The following is a 24,426-nucleotide window of genomic DNA, read 5'->3' as shown; positions in this document are numbered from 1 at the left end:
CCCCCGCTCAGTACGGCAACGGGCGGCCGGACGGAGTCCGCAGATCGAGGGGCGCCGGCCGGGACGGCGGTTGTGGACGTCGGACGATCCTGATGCGGCCCATTGCCATCACCTCCTGATCGGTAATCCGTCATATGCCCGGTGGGCAGCCCGCTCATGCGGATCTTCCGGGACTCTTCGCGACGGGACGGCGCGCCCGCCCCTCGCCCCACCAGGCGTACGCCGGGCGGAACATGACGGCGCGTCGGACACCGGACGGGCCGGGCGGCGCTTCGGCGCCGTTCCGTCCCGCACGGGACGGAACGGGAGACAACGGGAAGACGCCATCTTTACCTCGCGCAGGGGACAGCGGGTGCGCGTGCTCGCTATTCTTCCCGGCTATGAGCCATGAGCGTGGCACGGGTGGGGAGTTCGACGGGGTCGCGCGGAGCTCCGGGTGATCACCGAGGGCATGGGCCCTCTGCAGGACGCCCGTACCGCAGAGGTGTGGCAGGACTTCGGGGCCAGACTGCGGCAGTGGCGCAGGCGCGCCGGGCTCACCCAGGCACAGGTGGGCACCCGCGTCGGATACGACCACACCGCCATCAGCAAACTGGAACACGGCACCCGCAGGACACCGCTGCCGCTGGCCCGCAGGCTGGACGAACTCATGACGGCGGGCGGCGACCTCCTCGCCGCCTGCGAGGCCGCGGCGGAGGCCGAGAGCGCCGCGGGCCAGGGCGAGGAGGGCGGGGGAGCACCGCCCGCACCGGCCCCCGCGCGGACCGGCCCGCTGCCCGGCGAACCCGCGGGCGGCTCCCTGCTCGCCATGCTGCCGCCGGACACCGTGCTGCCCCGGAGCCTGCCCACCTACGGGCTGGTGTGCCCGGTGCACGGCCGCGAGGGGTGCGCCGTTCCCGCCCTCGACGACGTGGTCGCCCTGCACACGGCCTTCTGCGCGCTGGGCCCGGCCACGGTGTCCCACCCTCCGCTGGACACCGACACGGTGCACGCCCTGACGGCGCTGCTCGCCGTCTGTCTGCGGGCCGACGAGGAGCGGGCCTGGCCCGGAGCGACCGTCGTGGTCGAGCGCACCCTGCACGCGATGCTCCGCTGGATGGCCCTGCCCGCGGCGCCCTACCAGCGCCAACTGGCGCCGCTGGCAGCCGAGTACGCACAGTCGGCCGGCTGTCTGAGGCTGCTGTGGGGCCGCAACGCGACGGCGATGGCCTGGCTCGACCGGTCACTGGTCTGGGCCGGAATGGCCGGGCACATCGGGACGGAGGTGGCCGCACTCGGCGACATGAGTACCCTGGCCCGGCTGGAGGGCGACGGCCTGTCCGCCCTCGCCTACGGGGGCGCGATCCGGCAGGTGGCCGCCGGGCGGCACTGGGCGGGCGCCATGAGCGACCTGTACCAGGCGCGCGGCCACGCCGTCCGCGGCGACGCGCGACAGGCCCTGGGGCACATCGAACACGCCTGGTCGGAGCTGGACCGGGTCCGCGAACGGGACGAGACCGAGGCGCCCTGGCTGTCCGTCGCCTCCGTGCGCCTGCGGGTGGAGTCCGGTGCCGCAGGAGCGCTGCGGGACCTCGCCGCGGCGACCGGGGACCGTCGGCTGGCCCTGCGCGCGGTCGGGGCGGCCCGCGCCGCGCTGAACCTGCTCCCGCCCGGGATGGACTCGGCGCGGAAGCTGTTCCTGGTGCGCATGGCGGACGCCCACGCCTGCGCCCAGGACCCGCAGGCGGCGATCGCCGTCGCCCGGCCCGTGCTCGACACCACCGAGATCACCGCGTCGACCCTGCTCGGCCAGGAACTGCGCGGCCTGCACGGCAGGTTGGCGGCCCGGCGCGACGACCGGCCGGAGACCGACGACTTCGTCCGGCGGCTGGCCGCCGTCGTGCGCTGAGACGGCGGGGGCGGGGCGTGTGTGCACACGCCCCGCCCCCAGTGGTTCACCGGCGGAGGATCAACCGGCGTTCAGTGCGACGTCGTCCACGACGAAGCTGGTCTGCAGGTAGGCGTCCTCCTTGCTGGTGAAGCCGAGGGTGACCGTCTGGCCGGCGAACTCACCGACGTCGAAGGTCTTCTGGACGTAGGAGCCCGTGGCGTCCGTGTTGGAGTACGTCGCGAGCGTCTTGGTGCCCAGCTTCACGGTGAGCGTGTCGTACGCGGTCGGGTCGCTCGCCGACTCGTCGGTGTCGGTGCGCAGGTGGAACGAGAGCTTGTAGGCCGAGCAGCCCGACGGGACGGTCAGCGACTGCGAGACCGTGTCCGAGTGGGTGGAGCCCCAGCCGCCGAGCCACGCCGTGTACGAGCCGCCGTGCGCGGGCTTCTCGGACGTCCGGTTGTTGATCACACCGTCCGTCTGCGTCCATGGGGCGACACCGTCCTCGAAGCCGCCGTTGACGACGACCTGCCGGGCCTGGCAGCTGCCGCCGCCACCGACGACGAGGGAGTACGTGGTGGTGTGGGTGGCCTTGCCGGTCCCGGTCACCGTGATGGTGTACGTGCCCGCCGCGGCCTGTGCCCCGGCGGAGACGGTCATCGTCGAGGAGGAGCCCGACTGCACGGACGCCGGGTCGAACGAGACCGTGACACCGCTCGGCGCGCCGGAGGCGGACAGCTTCACGGTCTGCGCGGAGCCGCCGCTCGTCGCGGTCGACACGCTCGCGGTGACCGAGCCGCCCGGCTGCACGTTGCCGGTTACCGGCTTCACCGAGACGGAGAAGTCGTCGCCGGGCGCGGTGGTGCCGACGGACGTCTTCCACAGCGTGTGGGCGACCCCGTCCGCGCTGCGGTCGAGCGCGGTCGCGTTGATGTTGGCCGTGGTGTCACAGGACGAGTGGTAGCACGGGTCGTAGGAACGGCCCGCCGTACCGCCCCACTTGGCGGCCTGCGCCGACGTCTTCGTGTCGCTGGCGCCGGTGGCGTAGCCCGAGGTGGGGATGCCGCCCTGCTGGAAGGAGTAGTCGTCCGACCGCCCCTGGCCCTCGACGTTCTCCTCCGGCGAGAGGCCCAGCGAGTCCCAGTACTCCTTCATCGGGGCCGAGGCGGCCGAGCCGATGTTGTTGATGAAGTAGCCGCCGTTGGTCGAGGCGACCATGTCGAAGTTGTAGTACGCCTTGATGGTGCCGCGCTGGGCGGAGGTGAGCTGGCCGACGTAGTACTGCGAACCCTGCAGGCCCTGCTCCTCGCCGTTCCACCAGGCGAAGCGGACGTGCTTGGTCATGGCCGGGTTCCGCTGGGCCAGGGCGAGCGCGTTCTCCAGCAGGGTGGCCGAACCGGAACCGTTGTCGTTCATGCCGGGACCGGCCGACACGCCGTCCAGGTGGGCGCCGAACATGACGGTCTGGTCGGCCGGGCCGCCCGGCCAGTCGGCGATCAGGTTGTTCCCCCGGTAGGTGCAGCTGGTGCAGGTCTGCTCGCTGACGGTGTACCCGGCGGCCTGCAGCTTGCTCTTCACATAGGCGACCGAGGCCGTGTAACCGGCGCTCCCCGCCCGGCGGTTGCCGCCGTTCTGCGAGGCGATGGTGTTGAGCTGCGTGAGGTGCGCCTGCACGTTGGCGACGCTGATGTCCGGTGCGTCGCCGCCCGGGGTGCCACCGCCGCCGACGGTCAGGGTGTACTGCGCGGTGTGGCTCTGGGTGCCCTCACCCTTCACGGTGAAGGTGTACGAGCCGGGCGCGGCGCCGGACGACGCGGACACGGTCATCGTCGAGGACGCGCCGGACTGCACCGACGCCGGGCTGAACGAGGCGGTGACACCGCTCGGCAGGCCGCTCGCCGTGAGCGCGACCGCCTCCGCGCTCCCGGAGCTGACCGAGGTGCGCACCGTGGCCGTCACCGAACTGCCCGGCTGCGCCGAGCCCGACGCCGGGTCGAGGGAGATCGAGAAGTCGTTGTTCCCGCTCGGCGTGCAGACCGGGTCGCCGCTCTGCGCCGGGACGCTGATGGCGTCCCAGGCGGCCTTGGTGCGGTTGAAGAGCACACAGCCGGCGTCGAGGTTCTTGGCGGCGGTGAGCGTGGCCGTGCGATAGCGCTTGTACGTCATTCCGCTCGTCTTGAGCAGCATGCCGCCGTAGAAGACCTTGCCGGCGCTCTGGATGCCCACGCCGGCGATCGAGGCGTTGTTGCAGGTGGGGCTGGAGGGCTTGCCGCCGCCCGGGTTGGAGCCCTCGGCCAGCAGGTAGAACCAGTGGTTCAGCGGACCGGCCGCGGCGTGCTCCTCGGTGTTGGGTATGGAGGAGCTGTAGCAGCTCGGGTCACCGGTCTGCGCCGGGTCGTACATGACCCGGATCGGCCCGTTGCCGACCAGGTTGATCTTCTCGCCGACCGTGTAGTCCGGATCGTCGTACGGTGCCGGTTCGTTGGCGTACGCCTCGGTCAGGGCGCCCATGATGTCGCCGGTGGCCTCGCCGAGCCCCGACTCGTTGTTGGCGCCGCCGGGCGTGTACTGGTCGAGGCCGTGGCCGAACTCGTGGCCCACCACGTCCATCGCGCCGATCCACTGGTTGGCGTTGTTGTGGCCGATGGAGACCGACGAGCCGTCCCAGTAGGCGTTGACGTCGTTGAGCCCCACCTTCACCGGCCAGCTGCGGCCGTTGCCGTCGTGCCCGTTGCGGCCCAGCCAGTCCTTGAGCATGTTCCACTCGTGCTGCGCCGCCCACATGACGTCGACGCAGCCGGTCTCCTTGCTGGTGGCGTTGCCGGTGCCCCAGGAGTCGCTCGACTTGCTGAAGACACTGCCCGTGCTGTAGTCGGCGCAGCTCAGGCCGGGCCGGTTCGGGTCGCGCAGCGAGAAGCTGCCGCCCGAGGCGGTGGTGTCGATGGCCAGCGGCGACGGGCCGTTCCACTGGCTGTTGCCGGTGCCCGCCCTGACGTCGTCGTAGCTGTCGAGGACCTTGCCGGTGCCCGCGTCCACGAAGACGTGCAGCCGGCTGGGGGCCTTGGCGGTGCGTCCGGAGAGCACCGTCTCCCAGGCCAGCCGGGAGGTCTTCTCGGTGGCGCGCACCACCAAGCGCTGCGATTCGACCCGCCGCACCGTGCGGAGCTTCTTGCGGGCGGTGGCCTCGGCCTTCTTCGCGGAGACGGTCGGGACGGTCGGCACGTTGATCCGGCGGGAGACCGCCGACTGGGTGCCGCGGACCCGGCCCTTGGAGTCGGCGACCACGACGGCGTCCCCGCCGACGACGGGCAGCCCGCGGTAGGTGCGCTGGTACGCGACGGAGTACAGACCCTTGACCCAGGGGGTCACCATCTGCCGTTCGTACCGCTCCTCGGGCCCTTTGGCGAGGGTGTCGAGGCCGCTGGCGGCGGCCCGGTCGGCGGCGGACACCGCGACCGAGAGGGCGGACGGGGCGGGCGGGGACGGTTCGGCGGACGCCGACTGGCCGCTGGTGACCACCAGCATTCCGGCGAGGACGGCCAGGGTGGTCCCGGCCGTCAACGGTCTGCGTTTCATCGAGGCTCCTTGAGTTGGGGGGTCCTCGACCACGGACAGCCGCGCACGGAGACGCGACGGCGACGGCCGCCGGGTTTCCGGCGCCCGTGAGCGAGCGACCGAACACTCACACGTCGCCATGAACTCGTCAATGAACTGCGGTGGCCGCCGGGGGACTTGGCAAGTTTGGTCAAGCCGCAGTGGTGCGATCGCACGACGGCCGGGACCGGGGCGGCTTGCGGCCCCGGCGTGCGCGGCCGTCCGGCCCGGCTCCGGACCGACGCGCGGTCAGGGAGCCGGTGCGGCGGGCCCGGTGGTCGCGGTCGAGCCGGTCTCCGGCGTACCGCCCGGCTCGGTGTCCGGGGAGAACAGGGTCATCCCCAGGTACACCGCCGCGATGAAGGCGATCGTCCCGGCGATGGCGCTCGCCACCCTCGGGCGCCGCCTGATCGCCTCGCGCGTCCCGGTGCGTGGACGGCCCGGCGCACCCCGCCGGGCGGACGTCGGCCGCTCGGCCGCGCGCCGCCGGTGGCCACCGGCCTGCGGCAGGCGGTACGTCGCCATGCCCCCCGACTGCGGGTCGGAGACGGGCGCGGGCGCGAACGAGGGCGCCGGGGCGGGGCGAGGAGCGCCCGCGGCGGACGGGGCGGGGCGAGGGGCGCCGGTCGCCGCCGGAGGCGTGGGGGAGTACATCGGGAGCGGCTCGGGCTGCCCCCGCCAGGCACCGCTCTGGAACCAGTCGGCGACCTGCTGCGCGCCGGGCCGGTCCTCGGGCTGCTTCGCCAGCAGCCCCAGCAGATAGGAGTCGAAGGCCGGGGACAGGTCGACGCCCTGCTGCCGCAGCGGCACCGGTGCGGTGTCGACATGTTGATAGAGCGTCGCGGTCGCCGTGTCCGAACGGAACGGCGGCCGGCCCAGCAGGAGCTGGTAGATCACACAGCCGAGGGAGTACATGTCGGACGCCGCGCCGGCCGTACGGCCCAGGGCCCGTTCCGGGGCGAGATAGAGACTGGTGCCGACGATCTGTCCCGTGGTGGTCAGTGCGGCCGAGGGGTCGTCGACGAACTGGGCGATGCCGAAGTCGCCGATCTTGACGGACCCTTCGGCGTCCAGCATCAGGTTCCCGGGCTTGATGTCACGGTGCACGATGCCCTGGCGGTGGGCGGCGGCGAGCCCGGCGGCCGCCTGGCCCGCGATCCGGGCGACCTGTTCGGCGCCGAGCCGTTCCTCGGCCGCGAGCAGATCACCCAGGCTTCTGCCCTCGACCAGCTCCATCACCAGGAAGAAACGGTCCTCCCAGGCGCCGAAGTCGAACACGGCCACCAGATGGGGGTGGCTCAGCCGGGCCGCGGTCTGCGCCTCCAGGCGGAACCGGGCGGTGGCCGACTCGTCGGCGTGGTCGCCCAGCAGCAGCTTCACCGCGACCGCTCTGCCGAGCACTTCGTCGGCGGCGCGCCACACCTCCCCCATGCCGCCGCGGCCGATGGGGGATATCAACCGGTACCGACCAGCTACCAGCACCTGTGCACCAATCTCGGATCGTGGGCCGCTTCTGCTGCCACGGCGGCGACCCGACCGGGATCGGGACGAGGTGGGGGGCGCGCGGCAAGATCAGGATATCGGTCCGCCGGACCCCGCCCCGCCCCGTCCCGCCCGGTCGCGGGACGGGGCGGCCGCCGGACCGGCGAACCCGGGCCGCCCGGCGATCACTTCTGGCCACCGGTCGCCGTGCGCCCCACCGATTCGACGAGCGGCAGCAGCCGGTGCGGAACCCGTTCGCGCAGCGCCACCTCGGTGCGGGTCCTGACCACGCCGGGCAACCGGATCAGCCGCTGGATCACGTCCTCCAGATGCCCGTTGTCCCGGGCCACCACCCGCGCCAGCAGATCGCCGCCCCCCGTCGTCGAGAACGCCTCGACGATCTCCGGCACCGCGGCGAGCGCCTCGCCGACCTCGTCCAGATGCCCCTGGGTGACCTCCAGATGCACGAAGGCCAGTACCGGATGACCCAGCGCGGCGGGGGACAGCACCGGCCCCGTGCCCGTGATCACCCCCTCCCGCTCCAGCCGGTCGATCCGGGCCTGGAGGGTGCCCCGGGCGATCGAGAGGATGCGCGCGTACTCACGGACGCTGGTACGCGGCTGCTCGATGAGCAACCGCAGGATACGGGTGTCGAGGGCGTCCACGGCCATGGGTCCGATGGTCTCTTCCTGGTGGGCCGGTCGGGGCTGCGAATGTACCAACGGCATGAAAGGCCGACCTGACGGACATGTCCGGCCCGGCCCGATGCCGCCTCATACCTGTAGTCCCTCGGAGCTACGGAGAAGGTTCACCCCAGGGTGGGACGCCGACTACGAGGCGCCGTACCTAACTTCTGTACCCGAAGTTCCCCAGTCGCCCGGTACGGAAGGAACACCCCGTCATGCCGTCCCCTCCGCGCGGAACCCGCCTGCGCCGCGGTCTGTTCGCCGCGCTGGTGGCCGCCTCGGTGGCCGTGCCGGTCTCGGGCGCGGCGGTCCCCTCGGCCGTACCCGCGCCCGCCCCGACCGCGCACGCACCGCTGCGCACCGCCGCCCCCCAGGCCCTCGCCGAGCGGTACGCCGCGACCCGCGCCGACATCGACGCGGCCGGGCGGACGGCGGCCCGGCACGGCGACCACGGGCGGGCCGCGGCACTGCGCGCGATGACCGGCCCCGGCCGCCACTTCCTCTCCTTCGACGGGCGCGACGGGGGCCGCGGCGTCGAGGTCGTCGGCGATCTGTCCCGTGCCGAGCGGATCGCCGTGCTGGTCCCGGGCGCGGGCGTCGGCCTCGACCACTACTGGCGGCTGCGCAGGGGGGCGCTCGCGCTGCACGAGGAACTGGGCGGGCGGTCGGCCGTGATCGCCTGGCTCGGCTACCGGACTCCGACCACGGTGAGCACGACCTCGCTGACCTCGGGCCGGGCCGCCGAGGCGGCCCCCGGACTGCGCGCGTTCACGAGGGAGTTGAGAAGACTGAGACCCACGGCCCGGACCACCCTGCTCTGCCACTCCTACGGCTCCGTCGTCTGCGCGCGGGCCGCGCACGGCCTGCGGGTCGACGGCATCGTCCTGTACGGAAGCCCCGGGACCGGCTACGGGAACGTCGCGGCCCTGCACACCCCGGCCACCGTCTGGGCGGGCCGCGGCAGCGACGACTGGATCGCCGACGTCCCCCATGTGAAGCTCCGACTGCCCTTCTCGGACATCGGGTTCGGGACGGACCCGGTCTCGCCCGGGTTCGGTGCCGAGGTCTTCGCGGCGGGCTCCGCCGGTCACAGCGACTACCTGAAGAGCGGTTCCGAGTCGCTGAGGCACATGGCCCGGATCGTGACCGGAGAGGCCGGAGAGGCCGGAGAGACCAAGGAGGCTGGGGAGATCAGGGAGACCGGAGAGGGCGAGGGAGCCGCGGAGGTCCGGGGCGCCGCCGCGGCATCCGCCCCGTCAGCCCCGTCCCCGGGAGGGCGCCGTGCGTGACCTCGTCCGGCGGATCGACGCCGTCACCCCCGCCGACCGCGACCGCGCCGTCGACGCCCTGCGCGCCGTCGCCATCCTCGGAGTGGTCCTCGGCCACTGGCTGGTGACCGCGCTGGTCGTGGACAGCGGCACCGTGCACGGCGCGAGCCCGCTCCAGTACATGCCCGGCCTCGTACCGGTCTCCTGGCTCCTCCAGACCCTCGCGCTCTTCTTCCTGGTCGGCGGGCAGGTCGCGGCGAGGAGCCACGCCCTCGCCCGTGCCCGCGGCAGGAGTTATGGCCGATGGCTCCGCACCCGCATGACCAGACTGCTGCGGCCGGTGCTCGTCGTACTGGCCGTATGGACCGTGGCGGCGGGCACGATGCTGGTCTCCGGAACGGACCAGGACACCGTGCGGGCCCTGTGCAAACTGGTCTGGTCCCCGCTGTGGTTCCTGGCGGTCTTCGCGGCGCTGACGGCGGCCACCCCGCTGGTGGCGAGGCTGCACCCGCTCTGGCCGTTCGCCGTCGTGCTCGTCGTCGACCTCTGCCGGTTCGGCCTGGACGCGCCGCCCACCGGATTCGCCCCGGTCAACGTGGCGGCCGGCTGGCTGGTGCCGTACTGCCTGGGCGCGGCGTGGTCGCGCGGTGAGCTGCGAAGCCGCCGGACCGGCTGGATCCTGCTGATCGGCGGGGCCGCGGTCGCCGCCGGACTGGTCGGCCGGGGCGGCTACCCCGCGGCCATGGTCGGCGTGCCCGGTACGGAGGTCTCCAACCTCGACCCGCCGACCCTCGCCGTGGTCGCCTTCGGCCTCGCGCAGTGCGGTGCGGCGCTGCTGCTGCTCGGCCCGCTGCGCCGGGTACTGAGGCGCCCCGCCGTCTGGGCGGTGGTGGCGGTGCTGAACCTCTCCGCGATGACGGTGTTCCTGTGGCACCAGACCGCGATGATCGCGGTCACCGCGCTCGGCCTGTCGGCGGGCGGGGCCCTGCCGGGTCTGCACACCGTTCCCGACCACCCCGGCTGGGTGCTCGCCCGGCTGGCCTGGCTGCCCGTGTTCGCCCTCGCGCTGGCGGTCTGCTGGGCGGCGTTCCGGGGCCACGAACGGGGACGGCCGAGAAAGAGGAGCCTGGTCGTCCGCGAGGAACACCCCCGACGGCCGGCGGCACGACGTGTTTAAGGTGCGATCTGTGAATCGGGGAGACATGGTGAAGCGGTCGGCGCGGGTGCTGCGGGCGCTGCCCCGTACCCTGCGCAAGGACCTCATGACATCGGCCGCCGACCCGAACGGGCCGTACGGGCAGCCGCGTTGGCTGGAATGGCGGCCGGTGATCATGGTGCCGCTGGTGCTGCTCGCGGTGGGTGTGCTCGTCGCCGCCGCCAATCAGTACACCTTCGGCCTCGGGACGGGCATCCAGCTCGGCGTCCTGTTCGCCGGGATCCAGTCGACGGCGCTCGTCGTCGCCCTGTACCGCCCGGTCCCGGCCTGGTGGACGTCGATGCTCGTCATGGTGCTGGTCACCCCGTTCGCCGCGAACGCCGGTTCCGGCCGCAGGGCGTTCCCCTGGAGCGGAGCCGCCGCGACCACCGGCCCCGACCCCGTGACGTTCCCCTGGAGCGGAGTCGGCATCGCGGTGCAGGCCGGTGTGCTGTTCCTGCTCGCCCTGCGGGTACGTCCCCGGATCACCGCCGAGACCCTCACGATCACCGTCCTGGTGGGACTCGCCTGCGGCGCGGCCGTTCCCCGGCACGACGCCCCCGGCGCCCGTCTCGCCCTCGCCGTCCTCGTCGTCACCGCGATGATGGGCGCCGCCCTGCGCGGCCTGGCGGCGGCCCGTACCCAACTCGTCGTGCAGGAGGAGCTCACCGCCGAGGAACGCGCCCGGCGCACCCTGCTGGAGGAACGCAACCGCATCGCCCGCGAACTGCACGACGTGGTCGCCCACCACATGTCGGTCGTCTCGATCCAGGCGCAGGTCGTCCCGCACCTGGTCGACAACCCGTCCGACGAACTGCGGGAGAACGTCGAGGGCATCCGCAGGAACGCGGTCGACGCCCTCACCGAACTGCGCCGCGTCCTGGGCGTGCTGCGCTCCGAGGACCCCCTTCCGCAGGCGGCCCGGCACGCCCCGCAGCCCACCCTGGACCGGCTGGACGAACTCATCGGCAACGCGCGCGGCGCCGGGGTCACGGTCACCGCCGGGACCACCGGACAACCGCGCCCCCTGTCGCCGGGCGTCGAACTGTCCGTCTTCCGCATCGTGCAGGAGGCACTCAGCAACGCGATGCGTCACGCACCGGGCGCACGGGTGCGGGTGGAGATCGGCCACGGCACGTCCGAGGTCACCGTCCGGGTCACCAACACCGCCCCGGACCGGGCGGTCCCGCCCTCGCCGGGCGCGGGCCACGGCCTGCTCGGCATGCGCGAGCGCGCCGCGATGCTGGGCGGCGAGATCGCCACCGGGCCCACCCCCGACGGCGGCTACGAAGTCGCTGCGATACTGCCCGCCCAGCCCCCAGTGGCACACGACGCCCCCGCCGACCCTGCCGAGGACACCCGATGACGGCCATTCGCGTTCTGATCGCCGACGACCAGATGATGGTCCGGCAGGGCTTCACGGTGCTGCTCGACGCCGAACCCGGCATCGAGGTCGTCGGCCAGGCGGTGGACGGCGTCGACGCCCTGGAGAAGGAGGCCGAACTCGCCCCGGACGTGGTCCTGATGGACATCCGCATGCCCCGGCTCGGCGGGATCGAGGCGACGCGCGGCATCACCGGACGCGACGGGGCCACCGCCAAGGTCCTCGTCCTCACCACCTTCGACCTCGACGAGTACGTCTACGAGGCGCTGCGCGCGGGCGCGTCGGGATTCCTCCTGAAGGACGCCTCGGCCGACGAACTCGCCCACGCGGTACGGGTGGTGGCGGCCGGCGAAGCACTGCTCGCCCCGAACATCACCAAGCGGCTGATCGCCGAGTTCGCCCGGGTGAGCGCCGCGCCGCGCGCCCCGGTGAAGAGCCGCACGGGCGACCTGACGGAACGTGAGACCGAGGTCCTCTCCCTGATCGCGCAGGGCCTGTCCAACACCGAGATCGCCACGCGCCTGGTGGTCGCCGAGCAGACCGTGAAGACCCATGTGGGCCGGATACTGCTCAAGTTGGGACTGCGCGACCGGACCCAGGCCGCGGTCCACGCCTACGAGACGGGACTGGTGCGCCCGACCGGCTACTGATCCGGCACCGTCCCCCCCCTTCCCGCCCCCTCCTCCATCACCACCCGCACGCAGCGTCCGTTTCCGCCGGCCCGGAAACGGACGCCTGCCCGGAAACATCCGCCTGCCCGAAAACGGCCGTGCGGCGCCGCACCGCGCCCGAAACCACCGCAACCCCGCCGCGCCCGGCACCGGACCCCGCCTCCCCGCGGACCGACCGATCCCGTCCAGCCGAAGGAACCGACACACCCATGGGCTCCACCCTTGTCATCACCAACGACTTCCCGCCCCGCCAGGGCGGCATCGAGACCTTCGTCCACGCGATGGCCACTCGCGTGCCCGACGACGACGTGGTCGTCTACACCTCGCACGAGCCCGGCGGCGCCGCCTACGACGCGCACCTCCCGTTCCCCGTCGTACGGGACTCCGGCCGCATGCTGCTGCCGACCGGCCGGACGACCCGCAGGGCCGTCGAGATCGCCCGGAGCCACGGCTGCGACCGGGTCTGGTTCGGGGCCGCCGCCCCCCTGGCCCTGATGGCGCCGGCCCTGCGCCGCGGCGGTGTGCGGCGCATCGTGGCGACCACGCACGGCCACGAGATCTGGTGGGCCCGAACCCCCGGCGTACGCCGGCTCGTGCGCCGGATGGGCCGCGGCGTCGACGTCGTCACCTACCTGGGGCAGTACACGCGCGACCGGATCGAGCCCGCGCTCGGCCCGGGGGTGCACATGAGCCGACTGGTGCCCGGCGTCGACACCGAGGTGTACCGGCCGCCCGCCGACGCCGCGGCGGACCTGCGGGCCGAGCTCGGCCCGGACGGGGCGCGCATCGTCCTGTGCGTCGCCAGGCTCGTCCCCCGCAAGGGACAGGACACACTGATCCGGGCCCTGCCGCTGATCCGGGACAAGGTGCCCGACGCGGTGCTGGTGGTGGTCGGCCAGGGCCCCGACGAGGCCCGGCTGCGCAGACTGGCCGAACGCCACGGCGGGGGAGCCGTCCGTTTCGTGGGCGGCGTCTCGCACACCGGTACGCCGCCCTACTACGCCGCGGCGGACGTCTTCGCGATGCCGTGCCGCACCCGCAGGGCCGGGCTGGAGGCCGAAGGGCTCGGGATCGTGTTCCTGGAGGCGGCGGCGAGCGGGCTGCCGGTGCTCGTCGGCGACTCGGGCGGCGCCCCGGACACCGTCCTCGACGGCAGGACCGGCCGGGTCGTGGACGGCACCGACCACACGGCCGTCGCCGAGGCGCTCACCGGCATGCTCCTCGACCCCGAGCGGGCCGCGATGGGCGCCGCGGGCCGCGCCTGGGTCGAGGAGAACTGGACCTGGGAGGCTTCGGCCCGCCGTCTGAACCACCTCCTGACCCCCGTCGGGGAACGGGCGGCGGTGGCGCTGCCGGGCGAGGAGTAGGGGCCGCCCCGGTACGGGAACACCGTCCCGCCGCTTCGCCGGTCCACGGCGCGGTGGGACGGCCCGGACGCGGCACACCGCCGGTCCGTTGGCTTACTCATGGTGCGTCGATCGACCGGTTCACTGTGCCAATGGCTCAGCAGTTTTGTGCCGAGTTGAGCCATGATTCGGAAAGATGCTGTGATGTACCCGTCGATGGCGCTGCGGATTTCCGCGGCGCCTTTTTCATGCCGGTGCACGGAACCGGCGTGCGGAAGCGGGAGCATGCGGTGCTGAAGAGGATGTTCGTTTCCCCGGACCCGGGCCGGGCGCGGCTGCGCGGCGCCCTCCGGGCCGTCCTCGGCATCGGATCGGCCGTCGCGGTGTGCGGATTGGCCGGCCACTCGCTCGTCGCGGCCGTCACCGGCGGCCTCGCCGCACTGCTGGCCCTGTTCACGGTGCTGGACCCCACGGTGCGGGGCCAGGCGGTCACGACGGCCCTGCTGCCGACCGTCGGTTTCCCCGTGCTCGCCCTCGCCGCCGGACTGCACGACCACCCGATGGCCCGGGACGCGGCCTTCCTCGCGATCGTGGGCGCGGGCGTGTACGCCCGGCGCTGGGGGCCGCGCGGCCACTCGCTCGGCGTGTTCGCGTTCATGGCCTTCTTCACCGCGCAGTTCCTCCACACCCTGCCCGGACAACTGCCCGAGCTGTACACCGCGATCGCCCTCTCGCTGCTCGTCGCGTCGGCCGTCCGCTTCGGGCTGTGGTGCTACGAGCGTCGGCAGCCGCCCGCCGTCGCACTCGCCCCGGTGCCCGGCCGCGGCCTGGCCAGGGCGACCACGCGCCAGGCGGTCCAGGCGACCGTCGGCGGCGCCCTCGCCCTCATGGCGGGACTGCTCCTCTCCGAGGAGCGGTGGTACTGGGCCGTGGGCGCCACCTGGTGGGTGTTCGTGAACACCGCCTCGCGCGGCGAGACACTGGTGCGCGGCTTCCGCAGGATCCTGGGCACGCTGATCGGCGTCCCCGTCGGCCTGGCCGTCGTCGTCCCCCTGCACGGGGCGCCCGTACCCACCGCGATCCTCGTCGCCGCCGGAGTCTTCGGCATCTTCTACACCGCCGCGGTCTCCTACACCTGGATGGTCCTCTCGGTCACGGTGCTGGCCGGGGCGCTCTACGGACTCCTCGGCGTGCTGGACCCGGCGCTGCTCGCACTACGACTGGCGGAGACCGGCGTGGGCGCGCTCGGCGCGATGCTCGCGGTACTCCTCGTGCTGCCCGTCACCACACACGCCACGACCGACGCCTGGATCCAGCGGGCCCTGCGCTGCGTGCACGCCTGCACCGCGGAGGCCGCCGCCCGGCTCTCGGGCTCACCGACCGCCGACCCGGCGCCCCGGATCGCCGAACTGGAGGCGCTCCTCGGCCGGGTGCGGCTGTCCCTGGCCCCGCTGGTCCACCCGCTGAGCCCGCTGCGCGCCCGCCGGGTCCGCGCCGGGCAGGTGCTCGCGCTGCTGGACGACTGCGCCCGCGAGGTGCGTGGCCTGGCCTCCGTCGCGGCCGACCCGGAAGCGAGCCACGACGCCCGGCTCGCCGCCGCCTGCTGGCGCGTCGAGGCGTCCGTGGAGGCCCTGACGGCCCCGGAGCCCCCGCACGGGACGGGCGCCGTGCCGGGCCTTCCGCCGCACCCGGCCGCGGCCGGGCCCGCGCTCGCCCATCTGCACGGCCTGGAACGGGCGCTCGCCGAACTCGCCGCCCCGCTGCGCTCCGACCCGCGGGCGCCGCTGGTCGGTGCGTGAGACGCCCCACCGGACCGGTCGAGGGCGTGTTTCGAAAGCAGCGTCGTCCGCCCGGAGGGCGGGGCCGGGCGTTCCCGACCGGACGGGACTTTCGAAACACGCCCGATGCCCGATGACGGACGGCCGAGGCCCTGGTCCGGACCAGGGCGGTCACTGCTACCGTCGCCCCGGAAGATCACGCCCCGGCACGCGGCCGTGATCAGTCGGCCGAGAGGGGCAGTGCGATGGGCAGCGACAGCGGTGCGACACGGGCGTTCATCGGCTCGTTCACCTCGACGGGCGGACCGGGAATCACCGTCGCCGCCGTGGACGGGGAGTCCGGGGCACTGACCGCCCTCGGCGCCACGGACGCGGTGCCCGACCCCTCGTACCTCGCCCTCGGCCACGGCACGGGGCCGGACGGCGGCGTGCTCTACGCGGTCAGCGAGACCGAGGACGGTGCGGCAGCCGCGCTGGACGTCACCGGCGACGTACCGCGGCCGATCGACGGGCCCCGGCCGGTGGACGGCAGCGGCCCGACCCATCTCGCGCTCGTGGCCGGCCACCTGCTCACCGCCAACTACAACTCCGGCAGCGTCACCGTCCTGCCCGTCCGGACGGACGGCTCGCTCGGCCCGGCCGCGTCCGTGCTCCGGCACGAGGGCAGCGGCCCCCACCCCGACCGCCAGCGGTCCCCGCACGCCCACCAGGTGCTGCCGGACCCGTCGGGGAACTGGGTGCTCGGGGTGGACCTGGGCACCGACTCCGTACGGATCTGCGCGCTCGACCCGGCCACCGGGGCGTTGCGGCCGCACGGCGAGACGTCCCTGCGACCGGGCACGGGCCCGCGCCACCTGGCCTTCCACCCCGCGGGCGGCCACGCCTACGTCCTGAACGAACTGGAACCCACCGTCACCACGTGCCGGTGGAACGCCGCCGCCGGGACCCTGGAACCGCTCGGGGAGACACCCGTGCTGCCGGACGGGGCGTCGGCGGACGGCGGCGCGGCGACGTACCCGTCCGAGGTGGTCGCCTCGCACGACGGGCGGTTCCTCTGGACCGCCAACCGGGGGCACGACAGCATCTCCGTCCTCGCGCTCGACGGAACCGGCGAGCGGGCCACCCCGGTCACGACCGTGGACTGCGGCGGGCACTGGCCGCGCGACCTCGCGCTCGACCCCACCGGGCGTCGGCTGTACGCGGCCAACGAGCGGTCCGGGAACGTCACCTGGTTCGACATCGACCCGACGACCGGCATCCCGGAGCGCGCGGGCTCGCTGGACGTCCCCTCGGCCTCCTGCGTGATCTTCGGCTGACCGCTCCCTCCGCACGCGACATCCCCCCGCGACACGATCGCCGGGCAGGACCGGAGGACCGGTACCGCCCGGCGATCGTGAACGGCGGGAGTGCCGGGCACCCGGCACCGGGTCAGTGCGCCTGGGCACCCTGCGGCGTCACCGGCGTGATCCCGAGCGTCGTCATGTACATCGACAGCACGAGCTTGCCGATCGCCGGGTACGCGCCGAGCGGCTCGGCCGTCGCGCAGCCGGCCTCCTTCGCGGCGGCGTCCAGCAGCCCCTCGGACACCTCCGGGCCGACCAGGTACGGCGCCACCGCGAGCTGCACCGAGCCGGAAGCGGTGAGCTGCTCGGCGATCGACGCGACGGAACCCTCCACGTCGAGCGCCGCGGCCATCACGGGCACCGCCAGCCGGGCGGCCAGCAGCATGCCGGTGATCCCGGCGGCCTGCACGGCCTCCTCGCCGCCCACCGTGGCCAGCACGATTCCGTCGGCGGCCGTGGCCACCGTGAAGAGCCTCGCCCGGTCGGCGCGGGCCAGCCCGGCCTCGGAGAGACGTACGTGCAGCGCCTCGGCGAGCAGCGGGTGCGGCCCGAGCACATCGGTCAGCTCGGCCTGCGTACCACTGTCCATCACCGCCTGCCGTATCCGCCGGATCAGGGCGCTGTCGGGACCCGCGAGCAGCGGCACGACGACGGCGGACGGCCCCTCGGGCTCGGCGACCTCACGCCCCGCGGCCTGCGCCTGCTCGTAACGCGCGACGCGCTCGGCGGCGCAGTGGGCGAGCACGGAGGAGAGCGTCGGGTACTCGGCGTCGTCGCCGTCGAGGTAACCGATCCGGGCGTTGAGGCCGGGCAGCTCGGAACGGGCGATGCTGATCACCTCTTCGGCCAGACCACGCGTGGCCGAGGAGGGAGTGCCGGGGACGGCGAGGACGAGCGCGGCAGCGCCCTCGGGTGCGACCACGGGCTCCGGGCGGCGGTGCCGTCCGGACTGGCGAGGTCGCGGCATTCGTACAGGCAGGCCGGAAGCGGGCCCAGTGGGGGTGCTCATGGCGCCGCATGCTACTGGTTTTGGGTGCGCCTCTGTTCGGGGAGGGCCCGGACGGGCGACATCTGTCCACTTTTATCCGATGGGTGGCGTATCAACCGACTGTTCCGCTCTGGCGGTGCCTAGTCGATCTCTTGTCCAGGCCCGTCACCAGGCACGCTGAGCAGTGTCGGATGGCGGGGCAGCGGTAGGTCCCCGGTCGCCAGCGCTCGGGCGATCACGAGCGCTCCCGTCAGTGGATCACCCGAACCGGGGACCGGCCGTGCCCACGGAAGCCGGTGCGCCAGCTCCGCGCGCAGCGGCAGGAGCAGCGGATCGCCCATCCGGAACAGGCCGCCCGTCAACGCCACCTCGCACGGCCCGCCGTCGGCCCCGGCCCCGGGGCACACCGCCGCAGCCGCGTCCGCGATGTGCCCGGCGGCCTCGCGCAGAATGCCCGCGGCGACCGGATCGCCCCCGGCGCACGCGGCTACCTCGGGCGCGAACGAGGCCAGTACGGCAGGGCGGTCGGTACGCGGGTAGAGCAGCCCCGGCAGCTCCGGCGCGGGCCCGAACACCGCCTCCAGCCGGGCCAGCAGCGCGGCGGACCCACCGCGCCGCCCGTCGTGGGCACGCATGGCCGCGTCGAGCCCGGCCCGGCCGATCCAGGCACCGCCCCCGCTGTCGCCCAGCAGATGTCCCCAGCCGTCGGCCCGGCGCCAGCTCCGCAGATCCGTACCCAGCGCGATCATGCCCGTGCCACCTGCGACGACGGCGCCCGGACGCAGGCCGACCGCTCCCGCGTACGCGGTCACCGCGTCGGCGGCGAGGGCCAGCCGCCGCACCCCGAACGCCTTCTCCAGGGCCGACGGCAGCTCTGCGCGCAACTGCCCGCCGAGCGTCGCCATGCCGGCGGCGCCGACCGCCACGGCCCCGATCCCGGCGTCGTCCGCGCCGCCGCACTCCTCCAGCAACCGGCGGACGGCGGGCAGCAGTTGTTCCAGCAGATGGTCCGCGTCGATCCCGGCGGGCCCGGTGCGCACCGGCTCGGCGCAGACCGTCGTCGCCACCGGGTCGGACGCGCCGACGGTGCCCAGCGCCACCCGCAGCCCCGAACCGCCCGAGTCCACGCCGAGCACATACGGCCCCGATGTCGCACCGGTGCTTTCCGGCGAACGCCTGGCTGAGCTCATGGACCGGCTCCAGTGGGGGAGGGACACGACGGCGGCAGCCTATCCCCATCCCCGCGGACCGGGACCGGGGGAGCGGCCGTCGCGTTCTCGCGGGCGGAGCCGGGCCGACGCGGGCCGGGGCGGGGCGAGCGCGGGCGGACGCAGGCGGATGTGGGCGGTCGGGAACGGACGGGAGCGGTCCGGCCACGCCGGTAGAGTGATGCACCGTGGCACCACGACCCTTGAATGAAGTAGTAGAGCCCGGTTGGGCCGAGGCACTCGCCCCCGTGGCCGGACGCATCGCCGCGATGGGCGATTTCCTGCGGGCGGAGGTCGCGGCGGGCCGCACCTACCTGCCGGCCGGGGCGAACGTCCTGCGCGCGTTCCAGCAGCCCTTCGACGAGGTGCGCGTCCTGATCGTCGGTCAGGACCCCTACCCGACACCCGGAATGGCGATGGGGCTGAGCTTCTCGGTGGCCCCCGAGATCCGCCAGGTGCCCGGCAGCCTGGAGAACATCTTCCGGGAACTCCACACGGACCTGGGCCTGCCGCGCCCGTCCAACGGCGACCTGACGCCCTGGACACGACAGGGTGTGCTGCTGCTGAACAGGGCGCTCACCACGGCCCCCCGCAAGCCGGGCGCCCACCGCGGCAAGGGCTGGGAGGAAGTGACCGAACAGGCCATCCGGGCACTGGCCGCGCGCGGCAAACCGCTGGTGTCCGTGTTGTGGGGGCGCGACGCCCGCAACCTGCGGCCGTTCCTCGGCGACTACCCGGCGATCGAGTCCGCGCACCCCTCGCCCATGTCGGCGGACCGCGGCTTCTTCGGCTCGCGCCCGTTCAGCCGCACCAACGAACTCCTGCTCGGCCAGGGCGCCCAGGCGGTGGACTGGCGACTGCCGTAGCACGGCCGCGAAAGTGCTGTTACCGGTACGGCGCGCCCGCCCCGAAGGACAGGCGCGCCGTACCGGCGCCACCACCGCGCCGCGCATCACACGGAATCGGCTTTCTCCGGACCCGAGTTGGACCGATGACCGGCAGGAAGAGGCCGTGCAGGGGTACCCGGGCACACCGAGGACGGGGGCCGGGACAGGCCGCCCGCGTGCCCGGGGCCGGTCGCACGGACCGGCTGTCGGCGGTCAGGTGCCGATGACCGCCGCCCGCACGCAGAAGACGTCCGGCAGGTGCGAGGCGAGCTGCTGCCAGCTGTCCCCGTCGTCCGCGCTCGCGTACACCTCGCCGTTGCGATTGCCGAAGTAGACCCCCGCCGGGTCGGCGTCGTCCGTGCACAGGGCGTCCCGCAGCACCGTGCCGTAGTGGGCGCCGTCGGGCAGACCGGCCGACAGCGGCTCCCAGGTGGCACCCGCGTCGTCGGTACGGAACACCCGGCAGCGGTGCTCGGCGGGCACCCGGTCGGAATCGGCGTTGATCGGGAAGACGTACGCCGTGTTCGGACGGTGCGGGTGCGCGGCCGCGGCGAAACCGAAGTCCGAGGGCAACCCCCGCCCGATGTCGGTCCAGTTGTCCCCGGAATCGTCGCTCCGGAACACCCCCCAGTGGTTCTGGAGATAGAGCCGGTCGGGATCGACCGCGTCCCGGGTCACCTTGTGGACACACTGGCCGAACTCCGGATTCGGGTCGGGCAGGAAGACCGCCGACACTCCCTTGTTCGACGGGGCCCAGCTCGCGCCGCCGTCCTTGGTGCGGAACACCCCGGCCGTGGACACCGCGACGGTCACGGCACGGGCGTCCCTCCGGTCCGTCAGGATGGTGTGCAGCCCCTCACCGCCACCGCCGGGCACCCACTGCGAACGCGTCGGGTGCTCCCACAACGGACGGACCAGCTCGAACGACTCCCCGCCGTCCTCGGAACGGAACAGCGCGGCGGGCTCCGTTCCCGCGTACACGACATCGGGTGCCTCGGGGCCCGCCGGGTGCAGCTGCCAGACCCGCTCCAGCGACGCCTCGGTGAACCGTGGGAACCTCACGGCCGGTTGCTGCGGCTCCACCCACGTCCTGCCCAGGTCGTCGGAGTGGAAGACCGAAGGGCCCCAGTGCGAACTGTCCCCGCCGACCAGCAGCCGGGGGACCTTCCTCCGGGTGTCGATGGCAACCGAATGGACCGCCTGGGCATTGAAGTGCGGGCCGTCGAACTCCCACGCGCCACCGCTCCTGCGGCCGATGAAGAGCCCCTTGCGGGTGCCCACGGTGAGCAGTACGTCGGTCATGACCGAACCTCCCGAAACGCCGTTGTGTCGGATACGGGCCAGTCTGCACCCCACCACTGACACCGGCCCGCAGGGCGGCACCGACATCCGGACCCTGTCGCGCCCGGGGCGGTGCGGATGCGGTGCGCGCAGGCGCGGACGGCCTGCGCGGCGGGACGCCCGGACACCGCTGTTGCCCGGCGCGCCGGCCCGGTTCCGCGCCGGATCAGCTCCGGGTCCCGGCTCCGGCGCCGGTGCCGGCCGCCGTCCCGGTCCCGGCGGAGCGGGTCAGGACCCGGGTCGTGCTGCCGTCGTCCTCCGTCTTGTCCCGGACGTGCCGGAACCCGATCCGGCCCAGCAGGGCCAGGGACGCGGCGTTCTCGACGTCCACCGTGGCGTGCACTTCAAGAAGCCCGAGCGTGCCGAAGCCGTAGCCGGTCAGCGCCTCCGCGATCTCGGTGCCGAACCCGCGCCCCCACGCGGTGACGGCCAGCGCGTAGACGATCTCGTGGCCGCCCACCTCCTCGGACGGCTTGATCTCGGCGTGTCCGATGAACCGGCCCTCGTGCCGGACCGCCCAGACGTCGAACAGGTCCTGCGCGTACACCTTGCTGAAGATCCGTCCGAACAGGGCACGGTCCTCGGCCTCGGTGGAAGGGCCGTCCCCCATCCAGCGGGATACCCGGACGTCCTGGAAGAGCGCGACGAAGTCTTCCTCGTCGCCGGGCGTGTACGGTTCCAGGCGCAGCCGTGCGGTGTTCAGGGCAGAGGCAGTCATGGCCGGTGACGCTACGCAGGGAAACGGCCGGTCCGCAACGGACATTTTTCGAGGCCGTTGCCGTCGACGCCGGATGCGGGCGCCGACCGTCATCCTTCACCGCAATCGGCCAACGCCTCGGTCCGCAGCAGCACGTAGGGACCGAAGCGGGCATCGATGAGCGCGACGAACTCGTCGTAGAGGGGCGAGAACCGCGCGCCGAGCCGACTGGTCAGCCCCTGCCGCCGGGCGTGCAGTCGCGACAGCGCCGTCCGCTGGTCGACCACCAGGTACGGGTAGGTGGCCTCGCCCCACTCGCTCAGCAACTCCGCGTGCTCTTCGGTACCGGCGTCCTCGGTGTCGGCGATCCTCGCCTCCACGAGGTCTTCGGGGCTGAACATCGCCCACCACAGCAGCGGCGGCCAGTTCTTGGCCTCCAGTTCCGACGCCCCGTCGAAGAAATCGGCCCATTCACCCGCCGACCCGTCCGGCGTACGGGGTTGCCGGGCGCTGTCCAGATAGAGGCGCAAACTCATGTCGGTTCCCCACCTTCACTTGTGGATGCGCCGGCCATGGGGCACCGGTGGCCGCCGCAGCACCCTCGCCCGCCATCCCGGCTCCCTGCCCTGTCGCCGACGAAGTCTTCCGCGGCTCGATCGTCGCGTCGCGTGAGGGCCCACTTTCACCGACTGCACCGCTCCGGTGCCGGCCGAAGTGCTGGGGCGGGTGCGTGGGCGCCCCGGCCCGGTCCGTGGCGTGTTGATGCGCCCGGTCGACCGTGGAGCCGGCCGACCCGGCCCCCTCCGGTCGGCCCACCACAAAGATCAATCATTGCCAGTCGTCTGTTCCGCCCAGCACCTCCACCAGCTCCAGACCCGGGTCGCCGGCTTCAGCCGACCACCGGTCGTAGGCGGCTTCCCGGAACGGGGCGAGTCGGAGCAGCCGCGGCAGCCGGTGGCGGTGCACGAAAGCGGGTCGGCCGGGCTGGAGAACAACAATGCGCTGACTCGGGGCGAACCGACCGCTCTGGTGGCGGATCTGCGTCCGGGCATCGACGACGGTCGGCCAGTCACCGATCCGCAGGACCCGCTGACCGTCCACTTCCCGTACCGCTGCGGACACCCGGCCGAGGGAGCCCGACCAGAGGACCCCGGACCGGTCCGGTCCCGAGCCTGCCAATCTGCCGCCCTCCCTCAAGACGGGCACAGCCCAACGGACGGGCCGCGCTTCTCACATACTGACCCGGCCCGGGTGGCGGCACAAGATCAACTGCCAGGCAGGACCTGACTGCCGTCCCCGTCCCCAGGCCGAAGTTCTCCGGCCGCTCCATCCGGAAGGGTTTCCAGGAGGGCGTGGGGCCACGGAAGTTGGTTGACTGGGACCCATGAACTCATCCGTGTTCGAGACTGCCGTTCCCGACCCGATCGCCTACCTCGACCGGGTTGCGGCCACCGACCTGGGCCGGTCCTACAAGAGGTGCATGCTCGACGAACTCAAGGCCGGGACAGGGCAAACGGTGGTCGACCTCGGGTGTGGGCCCGGTACCGATCTCGGGGCGCTCGCCGAGGTGGTCACCGCGGCGGGTTCCGTGATCGGTGTCGATCGCGACGAGTCCGCGGTGGCAGCCGCCAGGGACCGTACTGCCGGACGGGACAACGTGACCGTTCGGCTCGGCGATCTTCATGAACTGCCGTTGCCGGACGGGGGCGCCGACCGGGCCCGCACCGACCGGGTTCTGCAGCATGTCGCCGATCCCGGCCGGGTGCTTCGTGAGGCGCGGCGGGTGCTTCGGCCCGGTGGGCGGCTCGTCATGGGGGAGCCGGACTGGGGCACGCTGACGGTCGATCATCCGGACAGCGGTCTGTCGAGCGCCTACACCCGGTACGTCACGGACGAAGCCGTTCGCAACGCCCGCATCGGCAGTCAGCTGCCCCGGCTGGCGGCGGACGCCGGATTCGCGGTGCCGACGGTCCTCCCGATCACTCCCGTGTTCCGGGACGTCCGCGCCGCGGACGGGATCCTCGGCCTGGAGCGCACCACGCGGCGTGCCGTCGAAGCCGGGCATCTCACCGAGGAGGCGGGCCGACGCTGGCTGGACCACCTCGCCGACGGGCCCTTCCTGGCGGCCGTGACGTTCTACGTCGTCGTGGCCGAGTGCTGAACCGGGCGGTGGTGGAACGCCCGTGTGCTGAAATCTGGTGACCGGTCCGAGGTTTCCTCGGCGGGACCCGGCGGTCGGTGCCGGGCCGTACCGGCGGACCGGGTGAGGAACGGAGAGGGTGGCGATGACGAGCGGGCACGGGTTCGAGGACGGCGACGGGTACGGGGCGGCCCTGGAGGTGGTTCCTGTCGGGGCGCGGGTCGAGCTCAGGGCCTCGGCGCCCTCGGGCGAACTCTCGCTGAGCTGCGCCCCCGACCGGGCCCGGGAACTGGCGGCGGCCCTCGCCCTCGCGGCGGACGAGGCCGAGAGCGCACTGTCGGCGGAGCCCGTCACCGTCAAGGCGCGCGAGCTGCGACGCGGGGACGTGCGCGACGGCGACCGGACCATGACGGTGGAGGAGGTCAGGGTCGACGGGGCCACCGCTCACGTCACCTGGAAGTCGGGCGCCGGGCGCATTTGGACCCAGGGGTACGACGCGGACGCCGGCATCGCACTGCGGCGACGGACCGGAGGTCGATGAGGTCGTCCCT

Annotated in this window: 20 protein-coding genes; 11 read left to right on the top strand and 9 right to left on the bottom strand. The window is 73.4% G+C overall.

Annotation, left to right across the window (positions count from 1 at the left end):
- The first annotated feature begins 451 nt into the window (after positions 1 to 451).
- Positions 452 to 1,888: a helix-turn-helix domain-containing protein gene (locus ACWCXX_RS29555; RefSeq protein ID WP_451132498.1), complete on the top strand. Its 1,437-nt coding sequence runs from the start codon at positions 452 to 454 to the stop codon at positions 1,886 to 1,888.
- 60 nt (positions 1,889 to 1,948) lie between these two features.
- Here the strand turns inward: ACWCXX_RS29555 and ACWCXX_RS29550 are convergent, their stop codons facing one another.
- From ACWCXX_RS29550 to ACWCXX_RS29540, 3 genes are all read right to left on the bottom strand, one after another.
- The gene (locus ACWCXX_RS29550; protein ID WP_451132496.1) at positions 1,949 to 5,443 is read right to left on the bottom strand and encodes a M28 family peptidase; all 3,495 of its coding nucleotides are present in this window, start codon (positions 5,441 to 5,443) and stop codon (positions 1,949 to 1,951) included.
- A gap of 267 nt (positions 5,444 to 5,710) precedes the next feature.
- The gene (locus tag ACWCXX_RS29545; protein WP_451132520.1) at positions 5,711 to 6,892 is read right to left on the bottom strand and encodes a serine/threonine-protein kinase; all 1,182 of its coding nucleotides are present in this window, start codon (positions 6,890 to 6,892) and stop codon (positions 5,711 to 5,713) included.
- A gap of 236 nt (positions 6,893 to 7,128) precedes the next feature.
- Positions 7,129 to 7,614, bottom strand: coding sequence for an Lrp/AsnC family transcriptional regulator (locus ACWCXX_RS29540; RefSeq protein ID WP_451132494.1), 486 nt, complete (start codon positions 7,612 to 7,614; stop codon positions 7,129 to 7,131).
- Positions 7,615 to 7,844: 230 nt separating this feature from the next.
- Between ACWCXX_RS29540 and ACWCXX_RS29535 the strand changes: the two genes are divergently transcribed.
- The 7 genes from ACWCXX_RS29535 (at position 7,845) to ACWCXX_RS29505 (ending at position 16,587) form a co-directional block, all read left to right on the top strand.
- A complete protein-coding gene (locus tag ACWCXX_RS29535; protein WP_451132492.1) occupies positions 7,845 to 8,918 on the top strand; it encodes an alpha/beta hydrolase in 1,074 nt (357 codons plus the stop codon).
- A complete protein-coding gene (locus ACWCXX_RS29530) occupies positions 8,911 to 10,074 on the top strand; it encodes an acyltransferase family protein (RefSeq protein WP_451132490.1) in 1,164 nt (387 codons plus the stop codon). The genes ACWCXX_RS29535 and ACWCXX_RS29530 overlap by 8 nt, the downstream gene beginning before the upstream one ends.
- Positions 10,075 to 10,099: 25 nt before the next feature.
- On the top strand, positions 10,100 to 11,458 hold the full coding sequence (locus ACWCXX_RS29525) for a sensor histidine kinase (RefSeq protein WP_451132518.1): 1,359 nt from the start codon (positions 10,100 to 10,102) through the stop codon (positions 11,456 to 11,458).
- Positions 11,455 to 12,126 (top strand): response regulator, encoded by a 672-nt coding sequence (locus ACWCXX_RS29520; protein WP_451132488.1) that lies wholly within the window; start codon positions 11,455 to 11,457, stop codon positions 12,124 to 12,126. Before ACWCXX_RS29525 ends, ACWCXX_RS29520 begins: the two co-directional genes overlap by 4 nt.
- A gap of 230 nt (positions 12,127 to 12,356) precedes the next feature.
- The gene (locus ACWCXX_RS29515; protein ID WP_451132486.1) at positions 12,357 to 13,514 is read left to right on the top strand and encodes a glycosyltransferase family 4 protein; all 1,158 of its coding nucleotides are present in this window, start codon (positions 12,357 to 12,359) and stop codon (positions 13,512 to 13,514) included.
- Between the two features lie 269 nt (positions 13,515 to 13,783).
- On the top strand, positions 13,784 to 15,292 hold the full coding sequence (locus ACWCXX_RS29510; protein ID WP_451132484.1) for an FUSC family protein: 1,509 nt from the start codon (positions 13,784 to 13,786) through the stop codon (positions 15,290 to 15,292).
- A gap of 224 nt (positions 15,293 to 15,516) precedes the next feature.
- Positions 15,517 to 16,587 (top strand): lactonase family protein, encoded by a 1,071-nt coding sequence (locus tag ACWCXX_RS29505; RefSeq protein ID WP_451132482.1) that lies wholly within the window; start codon positions 15,517 to 15,519, stop codon positions 16,585 to 16,587.
- Positions 16,588 to 16,699: 112 nt separating this feature from the next.
- On the opposite strand, the gene ACWCXX_RS29500 is transcribed toward ACWCXX_RS29505, so the two are convergent.
- Entirely contained in the window at positions 16,700 to 17,623 is a 924-nt protein-coding gene (locus ACWCXX_RS29500) for a sirohydrochlorin chelatase (protein ID WP_451132480.1), read from the bottom strand.
- A gap of 119 nt (positions 17,624 to 17,742) precedes the next feature.
- Entirely contained in the window at positions 17,743 to 18,792 is a 1,050-nt protein-coding gene (locus tag ACWCXX_RS29495) for an N-acetylglucosamine kinase (protein ID WP_451132478.1), read from the bottom strand.
- A 206-nt stretch (positions 18,793 to 18,998) separates the two neighbouring features.
- Here ACWCXX_RS29495 and ACWCXX_RS29490 point away from each other — a divergent pair, with 206 nt between their 5' ends.
- Positions 18,999 to 19,676: a uracil-DNA glycosylase gene (locus ACWCXX_RS29490; protein WP_451132476.1), complete on the top strand. Its 678-nt coding sequence runs from the start codon at positions 18,999 to 19,001 to the stop codon at positions 19,674 to 19,676.
- Between the two features lie 234 nt (positions 19,677 to 19,910).
- On the opposite strand, the gene ACWCXX_RS29485 is transcribed toward ACWCXX_RS29490, so the two are convergent.
- The 4 genes from ACWCXX_RS29485 to ACWCXX_RS29470 form a co-directional block, all read right to left on the bottom strand.
- The gene (locus ACWCXX_RS29485; RefSeq protein ID WP_451132474.1) at positions 19,911 to 20,999 is read right to left on the bottom strand and encodes a WD40/YVTN/BNR-like repeat-containing protein; all 1,089 of its coding nucleotides are present in this window, start codon (positions 20,997 to 20,999) and stop codon (positions 19,911 to 19,913) included.
- A 205-nt stretch (positions 21,000 to 21,204) separates the two neighbouring features.
- Positions 21,205 to 21,756, bottom strand: a complete 552-nt coding sequence (locus ACWCXX_RS29480; protein ID WP_451132472.1) for a GNAT family N-acetyltransferase — start codon at positions 21,754 to 21,756, stop codon at positions 21,205 to 21,207.
- Between the two features lie 89 nt (positions 21,757 to 21,845).
- Positions 21,846 to 22,271 (bottom strand): hypothetical protein, encoded by a 426-nt coding sequence (locus ACWCXX_RS29475; protein ID WP_451132470.1) that lies wholly within the window; start codon positions 22,269 to 22,271, stop codon positions 21,846 to 21,848.
- Positions 22,272 to 22,563: 292 nt separating this feature from the next.
- Positions 22,564 to 22,914, bottom strand: a complete 351-nt coding sequence (locus ACWCXX_RS29470) for a hypothetical protein (RefSeq protein WP_451132468.1) — start codon at positions 22,912 to 22,914, stop codon at positions 22,564 to 22,566.
- Between the two features lie 205 nt (positions 22,915 to 23,119).
- Here ACWCXX_RS29470 and ACWCXX_RS29465 point away from each other — a divergent pair, with 205 nt between their 5' ends.
- Together ACWCXX_RS29465 and ACWCXX_RS29460 are read left to right on the top strand one after the other, a co-directional pair.
- Entirely contained in the window at positions 23,120 to 23,896 is a 777-nt protein-coding gene (locus tag ACWCXX_RS29465; protein ID WP_451132466.1) for a methyltransferase domain-containing protein, read from the top strand.
- 124 nt (positions 23,897 to 24,020) lie between these two features.
- On the top strand, positions 24,021 to 24,416 hold the full coding sequence (locus tag ACWCXX_RS29460) for a hypothetical protein (protein WP_451132464.1): 396 nt from the start codon (positions 24,021 to 24,023) through the stop codon (positions 24,414 to 24,416).
- Positions 24,417 to 24,426: the final 10 nt, after the last annotated feature.

Source organism: Streptomyces sp. NPDC001732 (genome assembly GCF_053596315.1).
The sequence above is the reverse complement of the archived record's forward strand: the minus strand, read 5'-3'. Positions and strand labels throughout refer to the sequence as shown.

Bases quoted from the DNA above. Each gene is read 5' to 3' on its own strand.
- ACWCXX_RS29555 (WP_451132498.1), top strand. From the start codon at position 452: ATGGGCCCTCTGCAGGACGCCCGTACCGCAGAGGTGTGGCAGGACTTC.
- ACWCXX_RS29550 (WP_451132496.1), bottom strand. From the start codon at position 5,443: ATGAAACGCAGACCGTTGACGGCCGGGACCACCCTGGCCGTCCTCGCC.
- ACWCXX_RS29545 (WP_451132520.1), bottom strand. From the start codon at position 6,892: ATGGGGGAGGTGTGGCGCGCCGCCGACGAAGTGCTCGGCAGAGCGGTC.
- ACWCXX_RS29540 (WP_451132494.1), bottom strand. From the start codon at position 7,614: ATGGCCGTGGACGCCCTCGACACCCGTATCCTGCGGTTGCTCATCGAG.
- ACWCXX_RS29535 (WP_451132492.1), top strand. From the start codon at position 7,845: ATGCCGTCCCCTCCGCGCGGAACCCGCCTGCGCCGCGGTCTGTTCGCC.
- ACWCXX_RS29525 (WP_451132518.1), top strand. From the start codon at position 10,100: ATGGTGAAGCGGTCGGCGCGGGTGCTGCGGGCGCTGCCCCGTACCCTG.
- ACWCXX_RS29520 (WP_451132488.1), top strand. From the start codon at position 11,455: ATGACGGCCATTCGCGTTCTGATCGCCGACGACCAGATGATGGTCCGG.
- ACWCXX_RS29515 (WP_451132486.1), top strand. From the start codon at position 12,357: ATGGGCTCCACCCTTGTCATCACCAACGACTTCCCGCCCCGCCAGGGC.
- ACWCXX_RS29505 (WP_451132482.1), top strand. From the start codon at position 15,517: ATGGGCAGCGACAGCGGTGCGACACGGGCGTTCATCGGCTCGTTCACC.
- ACWCXX_RS29500 (WP_451132480.1), bottom strand. From the start codon at position 17,623: ATGAGCACCCCCACTGGGCCCGCTTCCGGCCTGCCTGTACGAATGCCG.
- ACWCXX_RS29495 (WP_451132478.1), bottom strand. From the start codon at position 18,792: ATGAGCTCAGCCAGGCGTTCGCCGGAAAGCACCGGTGCGACATCGGGG.
- ACWCXX_RS29485 (WP_451132474.1), bottom strand. From the start codon at position 20,999: ATGACCGACGTACTGCTCACCGTGGGCACCCGCAAGGGGCTCTTCATC.
- ACWCXX_RS29480 (WP_451132472.1), bottom strand. From the start codon at position 21,756: ATGACTGCCTCTGCCCTGAACACCGCACGGCTGCGCCTGGAACCGTAC.
- ACWCXX_RS29475 (WP_451132470.1), bottom strand. From the start codon at position 22,271: ATGAGTTTGCGCCTCTATCTGGACAGCGCCCGGCAACCCCGTACGCCG.
- ACWCXX_RS29465 (WP_451132466.1), top strand. From the start codon at position 23,120: ATGAACTCATCCGTGTTCGAGACTGCCGTTCCCGACCCGATCGCCTAC.
- ACWCXX_RS29460 (WP_451132464.1), top strand. From the start codon at position 24,021: ATGACGAGCGGGCACGGGTTCGAGGACGGCGACGGGTACGGGGCGGCC.